Genomic DNA, 14,626 nt, shown 5'->3' with positions numbered 1-14,626 from the left:
TCTAGCACCGCTATTAGTAACTTGTAAAGCTTTTAAGTACTAACGGAAAAGTACAATGAATTTCTTCGTTCATGAAAAATAGCAAAACGATGATGTTTACTAAAAATATAACAGCATCGTTTTGCTTTTAACCTCTTACTAGCACTGGACACTTACTGTATTCATTTTTTAGTTGGGTGTAGTCCATTCATCTGTTGTTTACTGAAAAATTGACCATTCATCACTAAATGGGCCACTAAACCAGCAACAAGTCCCCAAAATGCCCCTCCGACTCCAAGTAGTGTAACATTTGCGGCTGTTGCCAAAAAAGTAATGAGTGCTGTTTCGCGGCCATTCGGTTTTGTTAGCGCATTGGCAAGGCTACTACCAATTGTACCGAGCAACGCTAATCCCGCTAATGTCGCAATGAACGTAGCAGGAAGAACTAAAAACAATGCGGCCAATGTCACGCCAAAAATGCCAACAATACTATAAAAAATACCACAGGCAATACCCGCAATATAGCGTTTCGTTGCATCCTCATGGGCGTCTTTTCCGGTACAAATGGCCGCTGTAATCGCTGCAACGTTAAAAGCATGAGAGCCAAATGGTGCTGTCAGGAGCGAGCCCAATCCGGTCACAATCAAAATCGGATTCGCACTCGTTTTGAATCCGTCATTTCGCAACACTAACATTCCTGGCATGTATTGTCCCGTCAAAGTAATAATAAAAAGCGGCAATGCGACGCCCAATAAAGCATGAAGCGAAAACTCTGGCATAACAAACACTGGAGATGCGATAGACAATTTGACATTGCTGAAATCGACTTTTCCAACACTTACCAAATAAAGCAAGCCAATTACCAAGATCCCTACGATTGCATATCGAGATGTAAATCGTCTTAATAGGATATACGCAGTAAAAAGCACAATGACAAGTAAAGGGTCCGATTTCGCACCACCAAAGGCTGAAATGCCAAACTGTAATAGAATACCTGCTAGTAGCCCAGAAGCAATGCCTGGCGGAATAAGTTGAACAAAACGTTCGAACATTCCTGATAAACCTAAAATGACAAATGCTACAGCAGAAATGATATAAGCGCCAATGGCTTCAGCATAGGGCGTAACTGCCAAAGCTGAAACAAGAAATGCCACACCTGGTGTTGACCAAGCGGTAATAATGGGTTCACGGTATCGGTAACTTAACCAAATACCAGTTGCCCCCACACCAATGGAAATCGACCATATCCATGACGCAGTCATTTCTGGACTTAGACCAGCTACCTTTGCCGCCTGAAACACCAGGATAAAAGTACCCCCGTAGTTGACTAGGACGGATATAAAAGCAGCTATGGTGGGCGATAGTAAATCATGCCCCCGCAGTGAAACTGATGTTGTGTTCATTGCATTTCCTACCTCTCTACTAATCTACCTGAACCACATTTTCATTCCAGTAATATTCATCTGGTAAATAACGTTGACCAAATACGCTTGTCCCTACTCTTATAATCGTAGCGCCTTCTTCAATGGCCACTTCGAAATCTCCAGACATCCCCATCGAGAGAATGCCCATTTCTACACGTGGAAAATTTTTTGCTATTATTTGTGCTTGAATTTGTTTTAATAATTGGAAGCAATGTCTGGTCTCATCCTGTTTGGCGTTTAATTTTCCAATCGTCATTAACCCTTTGATATGCAATGTGTCGAATTGAGATAATTGTTCAACCAACTCTAGTGCTGATTCCGGTAAGACGCCAAATTTGCTGGATTCGCGGGATGTATTAACTTGTACTAAAATAGCCATCGTCTTGTTCTCTTTGACAAGTTGTTGATGTAGCGCCTGCCCTAATTTCAAACGATCCACAGAATGAATGAGTGTAACATGTTTTACAACGTACTTCACTTTGTTCGTTTGCAGGTGTCCGATAAAATGCCATTCTACCTGGTTATATTGCTGCATAAGTGGAAATTTGTCCCGAAGTTCTTGAGCTTTATTTTCACCAAATAAAGTTTCCCCTGCTTCGATCGCCATTGCTAATTTTTCAAGCGGTACCGTTTTTGTTGCCAACAACAATTTTACGTCCTCTTTCTTGCGTCCTGAAGCTTGGCAAGCTAATGCCATTTGCTTCCTCACAGCTAAGAGATTCTCTTCAACTAAATTGACCATGTTATGCCCCCTTATTTGTCAGTTTATGAATGAACGCTCTAAGCATATCGAATTATGGATTAAGAAAAAACATCCAAAAACACAATTTTCAACAGTCCATATTTAACCTTATACAGTTATTATAGACAATCCACTTACTAGAAAACTATATTTCTCACACCATTGCATAAGCGCTCGCCCTGCTGTTCGTTGCTGTTGTGACCTTTAAAAAGGTGACATTTTCATGTTTTAGCATCCACAAAAGCCACTGTCCCTGTGTGACCAAGGTTAGTGGCTTTTAACTAGAATTGGTTGATTATTCATACCAAATTCTGCACATATTTATTTCCCCATATTTTTTCCAATAGGCCTCCTCCAATCAATGTCCAATCGATTGGCGAGATCTAATACATTGTAAATCACATCGCACAGCTCCAAGCCTATGTTTTCCTTTGCTAAACCCACTTTTCCCTCTGTTGGATGAAAAGAAATACTTAAAATTTCTTTAGCTAGTTCGCCAACCTCAGTCACTAAATACAATGTTCTCGTGTGAATTGTATTAACATGGAACCCTTTTCTTCACTAAACTGTTTGACATATTTTTGCATGCTAGCATCAACATTTCTCAACTAGCTAAGTTAACGCTTTATCAACATCATTGCCATTGAGCGTTAATTATTTGCTTGTGTATAACGATTTCGTACTAGCACCGCAACACACACCAAGTGCCACATAGTCGGTCCTTTTCGACTGCAAAATAACTGGCATTTCTCACAGAGAACTAAAGTGCATATCTATATCTGTCATTTTTAAGAAAGCTCAGGTTTGAACATTTGCCCTACTTCGATTGGATTTTCCTTCGCAGTAATGTGTTGTGGATCGATGCGGTAAACTTGAACTGGACCACCGAAAACTGCTGATCGATATTTGTTTACGTGTTGCTCGGATAACGGACGATTATAATAACCAGGCACATACTTGTACATCATTTCTTGCAGCATGTGTGTTGCCTCATCCAGATCGACGATGGGTTGTGCCTTGCCAAAAACCATGACACTCATATAGGCGGTGTCCGTCTTCGCTGGTACTGGATTCGTAATCGTTCCATACTCTTCACACACGGTAAAACAGACCTCTGGATTGTCATCCATCACCTGATTTCGTCTCCCGCCAGTGGCGCCATGAAAATACAGCACCCCGTTTGTCCACACGAAATTAAGCGGCACAACATAGGGCAAATGTCCATCAACCATGCCAAGATGACCAATTCGCGCTTGCTGCAAAAATGTATCAATTTTGCTCTTGTCCAACACTTCTCTTACCTTGTAACGTACTTCAACCATTGTTATCACTCCTCTATGTAGTATTGTGTAAGTGTATCAACCACTGGCTTGAATATAAATGTCCAAAACTACCAACATGAGGCAATCCATATTTCCATTGAAGCAGTGCTTCTCGATGTCCATTAATAGGACTAAAGACAACAGAAGGACTCACCAATCGGTAAGTCCTGCTAAGCATTAAATATGGAATTTCAAATGATCTTTGACATCCACAACTTGTGGTTCGTATCAAACGACTAATTCTAAAGTTGCCCTAGTTTTCGATTCCTAAACATCCCAACATTTATAAAAAATGGTATAGTGTAAGCATTAAACACAGATTACAAAGAAGGTGTGATTCATCAGTGGTTTTTCATTCAAAAGGGGACGTTTTCCTTTTAACACTTATATTTTTAGTGATATTTATAACGGGGGCTATACCAATGCTAGCCATTTATAAGGAAGCATCATTATCAATGATAATGATTATATCTGCTATCTTTATTATGTCCTTAGGTTGTATAGTGTGGTATGGAACTTCTAGACAACGCCGCAAAATGGGTAGGTGGCTAGCCGACCTCTCACACCACCGTAGGATTGTTCCGTATACGCCCGTTCAATCTATGTATTAAAATTATGCTATTCTTAATCATAAATTCCCATTAAAATGCAATGTATAAATAAAATATAATTTATTAAGGAGTACGGCAACATGGATTCATTTTTAATAAATAACAAAATATGTAGTGTTAATATCGTTCCTTATGAAGACAAATGCGGACTAAAAACCGATGGAACTTACTTAATTTGTTATAGTGGATGGAGATTCCATTTTCACTACGATGATAAAGAAATATTAAATGCTTCTATATCTGAAGAAAGTCCAGAATTAATAAGTTTTAAAAGAAACCCATTGCATACTTTTGGTAAAGATATAGCGAGAGTAAAAGAATATTTACAAGAAAAACACGGGATAAGAGAATTCCAATATTTTGACCCAGACAGAGATGAAGATTGTTATGTAACATTTTAATCATGAATTAAAAAATGACCAAGACGGCAAGTAAGCTATCTCGGTCTTAAAGAGGTAGAGTGAACTGCTCTATCTTTTTTGTGTCCTCTCACAAGCCCACAGTCACACTAAAACACCTTGAAGCTTCTGAGCGAGATTTAGAAAAACTAACAGGGTTTAACCGTAAAATGTTATATACACTTATCAAAAAAGAGGGCTTGAAGGATTAGCCCTAGACTTTTCCTCTCAAACCCTCTTTGGTATCTCGTGTTAAATATGAAGAAGCTTGACTACTTTTTGTTTTAAATTACCGAAAGAATCTTGCGCTCCTATACAGGATGGACAGCCTGATTCACAAGGACAATTTGCCACATGATGTTGTGTCTTTACTAGAAGCTCTTCCCACAATTCGTAGACCTTCTCACTTAAACCGATACCGCCTGGGTACTTATCATAGACAAAAAACGTCGGTTGCTCGTTGTGGGTTGCCTTTACTTGTGGCACGACTGCTACATCACTGCTATCACATTGGATGAATAAGGGGATAAATGCATTCATTGCATAGGCAGCTCCTGTCATAGCATCTGTTAACTCTTCCTCTGACCACTTTTCGGGCGCTGCAAACGATAACCACGACGAACTGGTATGCATTTCATCTGGTGGTAAATGAATAGGACCTGAGCCAATATTGTCGTGTGTGCCAAAACGAATCTTTTTGAAAATCGTAGCTTGGGCTACTAAGCCGACATCACCGAAACCAATTGCCCCTCCCCCGTAAGTTCGGTTACGATCCTCTTCTAACACTTTCATCTCTACCGCTAGATTAGCATCTGTATAGTAATCGACATCGACCTCACGCACAAACGCCTTCTTTTCTTCCCAGTCTAGCTTCTCGACTTGAAATTGAATCCCTTGATGCAAATAGATGGCTTCCTCATGTAGCAAGGTCATTGCGCTATGACGGTCCATTTCTCCAATCACCTTGGTCTGAGCAGGTACTGTCATATCAATAATGACGACATTTTCCTGCGAGGCAGAACGGAGACTAATATCGTGTGCTGGGAAACGATCACTCATCCAATGCCACTTGTCACTTGTTTTAAAAACAACGCCTTCTTCCGCTAAATAGTCGAGCAATTCTTGAATATCATATTCACCGTACATATCTTGTGTGGTAAACGGCAGTTCAAAGGCCGCACATTTTAAATGGTCCATCAAAATCAACATATTTTCAGGATAAATGCGCGCCTCCTCAGGAGCACTGCCAAGTAAAAATAACGGATGATTTACGACATACTGATCGAGTGCTGTAGATTGCGCCACATAGATAATAAGCGCCTCATCCTGACGACGCCCTGCACGTCCTGCTTGTTGCCATGCACTCGCAATATTCCCCGGGTAACCCGTCATGATACAAGCCTGTAATTGACCTATATCGACCCCTAGTTCTAATGCGTTTGTACTGACTACTGTTTGAATCGTTCCATCACGCAGTCCACGTTCAATAACACGTCGCTCCGAAGGTAAATAGCCTCCTCGATAGCCACGCACAGATTCATCTAACAATTTATCACGTGTCAGTTCCTTTAAATAGGTAACAATCATTTCCACACGTACTCGGCTTTTAGCAAAAATGATAGTTTGAATGCCTGCTGTATAAAGCCTTTTTGCCACATCACTTACTTCCAATACCGCACTGCGTCGCACACCAAAAGTTTTATGGACAATGGGCGGATTGTAAAACAGGAATGTTTTCTTGCCTACAGGTGCTCCAGAATCGGCGATTAAGCTATGTCTTTCATTCGTTAAATTTTCTGCGAGCTCTTGTGGATTTTTAATGGTCGCCGACGTACAAATAAAAACAGGCTTACTCCCATAAAACTCACAAATACGTTTGAGTCTTCGAATAACATGCGCAACATGTGAACCAAATACACCCTTATATGTATGCAACTCATCGATGACGATAAACTGTAAATTTTCAAAGAGTGACACCCATTTCGTATGATGTGGCAAAATGCCTGAATGCAGCATATCAGGATTTGTCATCACAATATGGCCTGCCTTACGCACCTTCTGGCGAATACCAGGGGCTGTATCCCCATCATACGTATAGCTTAAAATGTCCTCTCCACTCTGCTCAATCAGGTCATTTAAATCATTTTTCTGATCCTGTGCTAAAGCTTTGGTCGGAAACAAATAGATTGCACGGGCATTTCGATCCTCTAAAATCTTTTGTAAAACAGGTAGATGATAGCAATAGGATTTACCCGAAGCTGTTGGTGTAACAGCGGTAAACGATTGCCCACTTGTCGCCAAGTCAAATGCTTCACGTTGATGGGTATACAATTGGTGAATGCCACGTGTATGCAATGCTTTGACAAGTGACGGATGCAAATTTGCTGGGAACGGAGCAAGCTTTGCATCGCGGCCTTCTAACGTTTGCCAATGTATGATGCGTTCTTTTAATTCCTCATCGTAACGCCATTCATTCAAGAGCGCACTAATCGTCCGTTTTTTCGATAGCATCGGAATGCTCCTCCTTCACTAAGCGATAAAAATTTTTCAGTGTATAGGAAGCCGAATGGGTGGCATCTAAAAAACGTTTTTTACTTGTTTCTTTATAAAAAGATTGCACAACAAATTGCTCCATCGATTCAACCGCTGAAGCAATTTGTTGTGTATGCATATATTTCGGCCGATTTTTTTGTATCCACGTATTTGCCTGCTGTTGCCAGTCCTTCAACAATTGATGGATCACATCAGCATGTGGCTTAACCTCTGCAAAAAAATCTGGCGCACGATCCTCCTCACGCATTTGCCAAAAGCGTGAAACACATTTATCACATTCATCTATTAATATGGAAGTTTGCTGTATCAATAACAATTCCGCACCTCATTTATTTTTAATCTTATGAGGATAGTGTACCAAAGTCTATCATTTTTCACTACTAATAGGCGAACAAGCATTCTTTACTTGCCAGTTCTTTTCTGCTAAGCTTACTTTCTGGCTTACAGATTTGAGCTGCATAAAAAATTGCAGGCTATGTGCATTGTCTTCCAATGACACTCTCGTTAAAAGTAATTGATTGACTAGATCCAGCTGCGCAACTAATTGTTTTATCTTATTCAATACAACGCCTCCTTTTACTTTACTTATGTATTCCTCGCATGTATAAAATTACCTTCATGCGTGACAAAATAAGCGTAAGTTAGCTGAAAGAAGAAGTATTTCGATAAATATTTTTAATGCTCAATGACAATGAACAACTTTGCTTCAAAATAGTACCAATTTCAAGGGACACTGGCCTATTCCTCTCGTAATGAAACTGGAGATTTATCGGAGATGTTGACGGATGTCATAGCGAAATTTCGCTGCTCTACAAGCGCATTTTCGACTTCTAACGGCGATTTTACTATTATCCTGGCATCCACTACACAGACAATTTACCTTAGGTTTTAATATTTTTAGCCGCCACCTTTCATCATGTAATTGATGGCTAGTCAACCACTAATTGGCATAGGAAAACCACATCTTTCTCACTACTGATGGAAGTGGAGAACTTCTACTGAATCATGGTAAACTATTGTGTATAATAGCAGTATTATAGAGGGTGATTCTAAATGACAATTCGTTATCCAAATGGGAAATTGTATACCCCTGCCTCATCTGTAGCAAAAGCTGAGAAACAGGGAAAAACGAAAGATTTCTCCTTTAGTAATCGCGGTAAAACGTTAGAGGATGAAATTAATGAAGCAAACGACTATTATTTAGAAAGGCGGCTTGCCATCATTCATAAGAAACCTGTTCCCGTGCAAATCGTCAAAGTAGAGTACCCATCGCGAAGCGCTGCAGTCATTAAGGAAGCTTATTTTCGAACGCCCTCTACAACAGACTATAATGGTGTTTGGAATGGGCATTATATTGATTTTGATGCAAAGGAAACAGCCTCAAAAACAAGTTTTCCGTTAAAAAATATACACACACATCAAATGACACATATGCAGCAAGTGACGGAACAAAATGGTGTGGCATTTATAATCATTCGTTTTTCAGCCTTTGAACGTTACTTTATAGTGCCATACGAAGTTTTACAAAAGGCCTGGCAAGCGATGGCCCATGGTGAACGTAAATCGATACCCTTTTCGACAATCGAAAAAGAAGCCTATGAAATTCCAACAAGCTATTATCCACGTATCGATTATTTACCCGTTCTCCAACAGCTCATCGTTGCAAAAAGTCATGGCTTTGAAAGTGAGGAGATAGTAGAATGACTGAACGTCGTCAAACACGCGGTGAGCATCAAAAAGCTCGCGCTCAAAAAAATAAAAAGAAAGCACCAAAATCAACATCACCATCATCGGTCAAAACATGGGTAAAGCGTATTTTCTTAACCTTGGTAGCCATTGGGGTTGTAGGATTTATAGGTGGCGCTGGATTATTTGCCTATTACGCCAGCACAGCTCCAGAACTAAATGAAGAATTATTGAAAGACCCTGTTTCTTCCGAATTCTACGATAAAAACGGTGAAATTTTTGCGACAATCGGGGCAGAAAACCGGAAATATATAAAATACGAAGATATTCCTGAGGATATGGTCAATGCCATCCTTGCCACAGAAGATGTTCGCTTCTTCCAGCATCATGGGATGGATTTTTATCGTCTCGGTGGTGCCATTCTTGCCAACTTCCGTGATGGCTTTGGCGCACAAGGGGCATCGACATTAACACAGCAAGTTGTCAAAAACTCATTTTTACAAAACGAGAAAAAATTAAAACGTAAGGCACAAGAAGCTTGGCTAGCTTTCCAGCTTGAGCGTAAATATTCAAAAGAAGAAATTTTTGAAATGTACTTTAACAAAATGCTGATGTCTGGTCGAATCTACGGTTTTGGTACAGCATCACAATATTTTTACGGTAAAGAGCTAAGTGAATTATCGCTGGATGAAGAAGCATTACTGGCAGGTATGGTGCAACGACCAAATGCCTACAATCCATTGAAAAATCCAGATCTTGCTGAGAAGCGTCGTAATATCGTGTTAGGTTTAATGTTACAACACGGTAAAATTTCCAAGGCTGAAATGGAAGAAGCAAAGGCTGTGGATGTAACAGCAGGTCTAGCTGATGACGCAACACGCCAATCATTTGCAGGCTCTAAATATGATGCTTTCTTAGATATCGTCATTAATGAACTTGAGAAAAATGATGATGGCACAGCCATGGCAGAGGGCATTAAAGTTTATACAACACTTGACCCGAATGCTCAGAAAATTGTAGAAAACATTATGAATGATGACGCTAACTTCCCTACTGAAAACATTGAGTCAGGTATAGCTGTCGTTGATACAAAAACGGGTCAAATTCAAGCAGTTGGCGGCGGACGCAATTACGGTGCTGAACGTGGCTTCAACTATGCGGATGACTTAACAATGAATCATCCAGGTTCTACGATGAAACCACTACTTGATTACGGTCCGGCAATCGAATATTTAAAATGGTCAACAGGTCAAACACTTGTCGATGAGCGCATGAATTATACAGGTTCTAAACAAACCATCACAAACTGGGATGGTAAATACATGGGTGCAATGACAGCACGTAAAGCTTTATATGCTTCTCGTAACGTGCCAGCAGTAAAAGCATTGCAGGAAGTTGGCGCAGATAAGGCGAAAGAATTTATTGGTCGCCTAGGTGTCGAAGCGAAAAATGTTTATGAGGCCGATGCAATCGGTGGTGGTGATATTACCATGTCCCCTATCCAAATGGCAGCTTCGTATGCAGCCTTTGGCAATAACGGTGTGTATACAGACCCATACGCAATTACAAAAATTGTTTACCGTGATGGAAAATCTTCAAAAGACTATACACCTGAATCGAATGTTGCGATGAGTGACTATACAGCTTATATGGTCACAGATATGCTACGTGATGTTGTGGGCAACAAACCTGATGCTTCAGGTAAAGCTGCCAATGTTCCAGGCTTAGATATTGCTGGTAAAACAGGTACAACAAACTATTCAACCGATGAGTTTAACAAATATAATTTACCAAATACGAGTGTGCCCGATTCTTGGTTTGCCGGGTATACTACCAATTACTCTATCGCTATTTGGAGCGGTTATGAAAAACGTTCTGATCCAATTACGACATGGGATGAACGCCGATTACCACAAGAGTTATTTAAAAATATTATGAAAGACCTTTCCGCAAATGTGGAGACAGCTCGTTTCACGAAACCAAGTTCTGTAGTAGAAGCTACCATTGAAGTCGGGTCAAACCCACTGAAATTAGCGAGTGATTTTACACCGAGCGATCGACGTCAAACGGAATTATTCGTTCGAGGTACAGAACCTACTGAGGTTTCTAACGAATACGAGGCACCTGAACTATCTACGCCTTATAATGTAAGTGCAAACTTAGATTTAGGTGGTCAATCGATCAACATCGGATGGGAACATGATGCATTGTTAGATCCAGAAACAAATGAGCCACTGCCGACTACATTTGAAGTATCTGCTACACTTGAGGGTGGCGAAACCATTTCTCTAGGTACTACTGATAGTAAAGGCTTAACGGTCTCCAACACACTGGCGGACGGCAATTACGTCATTTCTGTAGTAGCCATTTTTGATGGAACGCGCAGTGAACCAGGTACCACGTCCTTCCAAGTAACAAGTATGCCTGATGAGGATTTAGAGACAGAGAATCCAGATGAACCAGACATTGAGAACCCAACGCCACCAGACCAAGGTGACAATAACGGCAACCATAATGGCAACGGCAACGATGGAAACAACGGAAATAATGGCAATAACGGCAACGGTAACGGAAATGGCAATAATGACAACACCGGCAATAACAACGGTGGCCAAACGCCAACTCCGCCAACCGAACCTACAACGCCTGATGGTGAAGTCGAAAGCACCGAATAAATGGAAAAAGCAGAGAAGCTTGAAGCTTCTCTGCTTTTTTATGTTCTATACGGTTGCGTGTTGCTTGGTTCTATCCGCCAGTTCGACGGTGGCGACTTCAACGCCACTTCGACACTGCTATTTGTTTACCCTAACGTTTTGCTGCTTGTAGCCGTAAGCGTGCTGTGCGCTTTTTTGTTTCTTTAAATAATTCATCTAATTGCCGGTAACAGGCATATTGGCCTGGTTTTGCTTGAATAAAGCTTAAGCGCTCCATGCCGTTAATTGGCATGACCTCTTCACCGGCCTCCTGCATTAAACGTTCAAATAGTGCAATGCCCTGCTCCATCAAGCCCTTTGCAGTGCCGTTGCGCCTATCATGCGCAACATGGATTTGTCCTTCTAGCGCTATCCATTCAGCAAACCATGCCTCGACCTTGTCTTGTGCTATTGCCTCTACATTCACGCTTCCTTCACCAGCCCTTTTTTCAATCGCTTTTGACCTTCGCGGCACTCGCCCAATAATGGACATGTATGGCAGCCGGGATTTTGTGCCTTACAATGATAACGTCCGAAGAAAATCAGCTGATGATGGGTTTTCGACCATTTATTCATTGGCGTTTTTTTCATAATTGTTTCCTCAACCTCTAGCACGGAATCCTTCCAGCGGCACAATCCTAGTCGCTTAGAAACGCGCTCCACATGAGTATCCACAGCAAGTGCAGGTACGTCAAAGGCTACGGACAACACTACATTGGCAGTTTTACGACCTACACCTGGCAATGTCACTAATGCTTCTCGGCTTGCAGGGATTTCCCCACCGTATTCAACAAGCAGACGTTCACACAGTGCTTGAATATTTTTTGCCTTATTGCGATATAAGCCGATCGAGCGAATATCCTGTTGTAGCTCCTCTAAAGGTACGGCTAAATAGTCCTCTGGCTTTTTATATTTTTGAAACAAGGTTTTCGTTACTTTATTGACAAGTACATCCGTACACTGTGCGGATAATAAGGTTGCAATTGTTAGCTCAAATGGATTGTCATGAACAAGCTCACAATGTGCCTCGGGAAACATTCGGTCCATCTCTGCTAGACAATGCTCCCATTGTTTTTTCGTTAACATGCCTCGAAGCCCCCTATTCTCTTTCTTCTAACCAATTATAAAAAGCTACTTTGTTTGTCGACTGTATCTCTTGCTGTGTTGAACGGGCTGGTGGTCTGTTAAAGCTTTGCTTTTCACGGAACTGTTCCCCCTGCTTTTGTGCCGCTTGTGGCGTGTTAATATTTTTCTTTTTCCACTCCAATAAAATACGGTCAATATATCGAATACTCAGTTTGCTAGCAAACACCGCTTCCTTGAGCGCCTCTTTAATAAGTGCTGGACTGTGTTTATCTTCATCTAGCCAAGAACCGATTTTTTCAAGCTCTAAAGGAGATAAAAGACGCCCCATTTCCTCTTCGAACAAACGGAATAACTCGCCTTCTTCTTGTTGAAGGGTAGTCGCTGATTTTTTTTGTTCCCTCATTTCAATGATTTGCATGATGCGCTCCCACAGTGGGTAGACCGAATATTTTTCGTATATTTTGCCACCTGCATCAACATCGCGTGTAATTTCGAGGAAGCCCTTTTGCATTAAGCGCTGTAGCCGTGATGAAATAGCATCACTTGGCATTGTTAGGCGGCTCATCAAATCATTCGGTGTAGGGAATTCATTGCCCTCGATATGAAAAGCAAGTAAGTGCACGACAATCAAGGCCTCTTCATCCTCTATGTTTAACTCCTTATAAAACTGAAAAAAAAGCTGAGGAATTTGAATCGTTCTCTGCTCAGTCCATGTACGGAGTCGATTATTATTTGTGCTCATGTAGACATGACTCCTTCTTTCTAATTAAGTAGAAAAGCCGCGTAGACATTTCACTACGCGACTTTTAAATTGTTTTTAGTTTGTTGCCAACCGCTTATGGGTATAGACGGTTTAATAAACGTGGGAATGGAATTGTTTCACGGATATGCTCCGTACCTGAAATCCAAGCCACCGTTCTTTCTAATCCTAGACCAAAGCCAGAATGCGGAACAGAACCTTGTTTACGCAGCTCTAAATACCATGCATAAGCATCTAATGATAAATTATGCTCTGCAAGACGAGATTTTAATAAATCGTAATCATGGATACGCTCAGAACCACCGATGATTTCACCGTAGCCTTCCGGTGCGATTAAATCCGCACATAAAACAACGTCATCACGATCTGGGTGTGGTTGCATATAGAACGGTTTGATGCCTACTGGGTAGCATGTGATGAATACAGGCTTATCAAAAGAATTGGCAATAGCCGTTTCATGTGGTGCACCGAAGTCATCGCCCCACTCAATATCGTCAAAACCTTGTTCGTGTAATAGTTTAATGGCATCATCGTAAGAAATACGAGGGAATGGCGCTTTGATATTTTCGAGTGTCGATGTATCACGGCCAAGTCGTTCCAATTCTAATTTGCAGTTTGCCAGAACAGATTGCACGATATGCTCTACATATTGTTCTTGTACTTCTAAATTTTCTTCAAACTCCACAAATGCCATTTCCGGCTCAATCATCCAAAATTCGATTAAGTGACGACGTGTTTTAGACTTTTCAGCACGGAATGTTGGACCGAATGAGAATACTTTTCCTAACGCCATCGCAGCCGCTTCCATGTAAAGCTGACCTGATTGAGATAGGTAGGCATCTTCATCGAAATATTTTGTCGCAAAGAGCTCAGAAGTACCTTCAGGAGCTGAACCAGTCAAAATTGGTGGGTCCATTTTTGTAAAGCCATTGTTGTTGAAAAACTCGTATGTGGCACGGATGATTTCATTACGAATTTTCATAACCGCGTGTTGCTTACGCGAACGCAACCATAAGTGACGGTTATCCATTAAAAACTCAGGACCGTGCTCTTTTGGCGTGATTGGGAAATCTGTTGCCGCATGTAAAACCTCAATACCTGTTACAGCAAGTTCACAGCCAAAGCTTGAACGCTCATCTGCTTTCACCTCGCCAGTAACATACATAGAAGTTTCTTGTGTCATTCCTTTGGCAATGGCAAAAATTTCTTCGCCTACCTCTTCCTTAACAACTACACCCTGCACAAAGCCTGAGCCATCGCGTAACTGTAAGAAGGCAATTTTACCACTTGAACGTTTGTTAGATAACCAAGCACCTAGCTTGACTGTTTGACCGATATGCTGTGGCATATCTTGAATCATAATTTTTTTCAT

General features: G+C 41.1%; 14 protein-coding genes. 3 read left to right on the top strand and 11 right to left on the bottom strand.

Annotated features, from left to right (window positions below; genetic code table 11):
• Nucleotides 1–161 precede the first annotated feature (161 nt).
• The 4 genes from C9J35_RS08975 to C9J35_RS08960 all read right to left on the bottom strand — a co-directional run bounded on the left by C9J35_RS08975 (nucleotide 162) and on the right by C9J35_RS08960 (nucleotide 3,467).
• The gene (locus C9J35_RS08975) at nucleotides 162–1,382 is read right to left on the bottom strand and encodes a benzoate/H(+) symporter BenE family transporter (RefSeq protein WP_107924241.1); all 1,221 of its coding nucleotides are present in this window, start codon (nucleotides 1,380–1,382) and stop codon (nucleotides 162–164) included.
• A 19-nt stretch (nucleotides 1,383–1,401) separates the two neighbouring features.
• Complete coding sequence (locus C9J35_RS08970; RefSeq protein ID WP_107924240.1) at nucleotides 1,402–2,145, bottom strand: YggS family pyridoxal phosphate-dependent enzyme; 744 nt, start codon at nucleotides 2,143–2,145, stop codon at nucleotides 1,402–1,404.
• 321 nt (nucleotides 2,146–2,466) lie between these two features.
• The gene (locus tag C9J35_RS25050; RefSeq protein WP_235616242.1) at nucleotides 2,467–2,655 is read right to left on the bottom strand and encodes a MazG-like family protein; all 189 of its coding nucleotides are present in this window, start codon (nucleotides 2,653–2,655) and stop codon (nucleotides 2,467–2,469) included.
• Between the two features lie 278 nt (nucleotides 2,656–2,933).
• The gene (locus C9J35_RS08960; protein WP_054767535.1) at nucleotides 2,934–3,467 is read right to left on the bottom strand and encodes a pyridoxamine 5'-phosphate oxidase family protein; all 534 of its coding nucleotides are present in this window, start codon (nucleotides 3,465–3,467) and stop codon (nucleotides 2,934–2,936) included.
• A gap of 691 nt (nucleotides 3,468–4,158) precedes the next feature.
• Between C9J35_RS08960 and C9J35_RS08955 the strand changes: the two genes are divergently transcribed.
• Nucleotides 4,159–4,479, top strand: coding sequence for a hypothetical protein (locus tag C9J35_RS08955; RefSeq protein ID WP_054767534.1), 321 nt, complete (start codon nucleotides 4,159–4,161; stop codon nucleotides 4,477–4,479).
• 249 nt (nucleotides 4,480–4,728) lie between these two features.
• On the opposite strand, the gene C9J35_RS08950 is transcribed toward C9J35_RS08955, so the two are convergent.
• The 3 genes from C9J35_RS08950 to C9J35_RS08940 are packed head-to-tail and all read right to left on the bottom strand — an operon-like array spanning nucleotide 4,729 to nucleotide 7,591.
• Nucleotides 4,729–6,987: a DEAD/DEAH box helicase gene (locus tag C9J35_RS08950; RefSeq protein WP_107924239.1), complete on the bottom strand. Its 2,259-nt coding sequence runs from the start codon at nucleotides 6,985–6,987 to the stop codon at nucleotides 4,729–4,731.
• Nucleotides 6,962–7,345 carry a YppE family protein gene (locus tag C9J35_RS08945; RefSeq protein WP_107924238.1) on the bottom strand — a complete coding sequence of 128 codons (384 nt, stop codon included), beginning with the start codon at nucleotides 7,343–7,345 and terminating at the stop codon, nucleotides 6,962–6,964. Before C9J35_RS08945 ends, C9J35_RS08950 begins: the two co-directional genes overlap by 26 nt.
• A gap of 51 nt (nucleotides 7,346–7,396) precedes the next feature.
• Nucleotides 7,397–7,591 (bottom strand): endonuclease, encoded by a 195-nt coding sequence (locus tag C9J35_RS08940; protein ID WP_107924237.1) that lies wholly within the window; start codon nucleotides 7,589–7,591, stop codon nucleotides 7,397–7,399.
• A 491-nt stretch (nucleotides 7,592–8,082) separates the two neighbouring features.
• Here C9J35_RS08940 and recU point away from each other — a divergent pair, with 491 nt between their 5' ends.
• Together recU and C9J35_RS08930 are read left to right on the top strand one after the other, a co-directional pair.
• Nucleotides 8,083–8,733, top strand: coding sequence for a Holliday junction resolvase RecU (recU, locus tag C9J35_RS08935; protein WP_107924236.1), 651 nt, complete (start codon nucleotides 8,083–8,085; stop codon nucleotides 8,731–8,733).
• Nucleotides 8,730–11,390: a transglycosylase domain-containing protein gene (locus C9J35_RS08930; protein WP_107924235.1), complete on the top strand. Its 2,661-nt coding sequence runs from the start codon at nucleotides 8,730–8,732 to the stop codon at nucleotides 11,388–11,390. Before recU ends, C9J35_RS08930 begins: the two co-directional genes overlap by 4 nt.
• Nucleotides 11,391–11,520: 130 nt before the next feature.
• Here the strand turns inward: C9J35_RS08930 and C9J35_RS08925 are convergent, their stop codons facing one another.
• From C9J35_RS08925 to asnS, 4 genes are all read right to left on the bottom strand, one after another.
• Nucleotides 11,521–11,835, bottom strand: a complete 315-nt coding sequence (locus C9J35_RS08925) for a YpoC family protein (RefSeq protein WP_107924234.1) — start codon at nucleotides 11,833–11,835, stop codon at nucleotides 11,521–11,523.
• Complete coding sequence (gene nth, locus C9J35_RS08920; protein ID WP_107924233.1) at nucleotides 11,832–12,494, bottom strand: endonuclease III; 663 nt, start codon at nucleotides 12,492–12,494, stop codon at nucleotides 11,832–11,834. Before nth ends, C9J35_RS08925 begins: the two co-directional genes overlap by 4 nt.
• 13 nt (nucleotides 12,495–12,507) lie before the next feature.
• A complete protein-coding gene (locus tag C9J35_RS08915; protein WP_107924232.1) occupies nucleotides 12,508–13,236 on the bottom strand; it encodes a DnaD domain-containing protein in 729 nt (242 codons plus the stop codon).
• Nucleotides 13,237–13,330: 94 nt separating this feature from the next.
• Complete coding sequence (gene asnS / locus C9J35_RS08910) at nucleotides 13,331–14,626, bottom strand: asparagine--tRNA ligase (protein WP_107924231.1); 1,296 nt, start codon at nucleotides 14,624–14,626, stop codon at nucleotides 13,331–13,333.

The organism is Lysinibacillus parviboronicapiens (genome assembly GCF_003049575.1).
GTDB classification, from domain to species: Bacteria; Bacillota; Bacilli; order Bacillales_A; family Planococcaceae; genus Lysinibacillus; species Lysinibacillus parviboronicapiens.
The sequence above is the reverse complement of the archived record's forward strand: the minus strand, read 5'-3'. Positions and strand labels throughout refer to the sequence as shown.

Bases quoted from the DNA above. Each gene is read 5' to 3' on its own strand.
- C9J35_RS08975 (WP_107924241.1), bottom strand. From the start codon at position 1,382: ATGAACACAACATCAGTTTCACTGCGGGGGCATGATTTACTATCGCCC.
- C9J35_RS08970 (WP_107924240.1), bottom strand. From the start codon at position 2,145: ATGGTCAATTTAGTTGAAGAGAATCTCTTAGCTGTGAGGAAGCAAATG.
- C9J35_RS08960 (WP_054767535.1), bottom strand. From the start codon at position 3,467: ATGGTTGAAGTACGTTACAAGGTAAGAGAAGTGTTGGACAAGAGCAAA.
- C9J35_RS08955 (WP_054767534.1), top strand. From the start codon at position 4,159: ATGGATTCATTTTTAATAAATAACAAAATATGTAGTGTTAATATCGTT.
- C9J35_RS08950 (WP_107924239.1), bottom strand. From the start codon at position 6,987: ATGCTATCGAAAAAACGGACGATTAGTGCGCTCTTGAATGAATGGCGT.
- recU (WP_107924236.1), top strand. From the start codon at position 8,083: ATGACAATTCGTTATCCAAATGGGAAATTGTATACCCCTGCCTCATCT.
- C9J35_RS08930 (WP_107924235.1), top strand. From the start codon at position 8,730: ATGACTGAACGTCGTCAAACACGCGGTGAGCATCAAAAAGCTCGCGCT.
- nth (WP_107924233.1), bottom strand. From the start codon at position 12,494: ATGTTAACGAAAAAACAATGGGAGCATTGTCTAGCAGAGATGGACCGA.
- C9J35_RS08915 (WP_107924232.1), bottom strand. From the start codon at position 13,236: ATGAGCACAAATAATAATCGACTCCGTACATGGACTGAGCAGAGAACG.
- asnS (WP_107924231.1), bottom strand. From the start codon at position 14,626: ATGAAAAAAATTATGATTCAAGATATGCCACAGCATATCGGTCAAACA.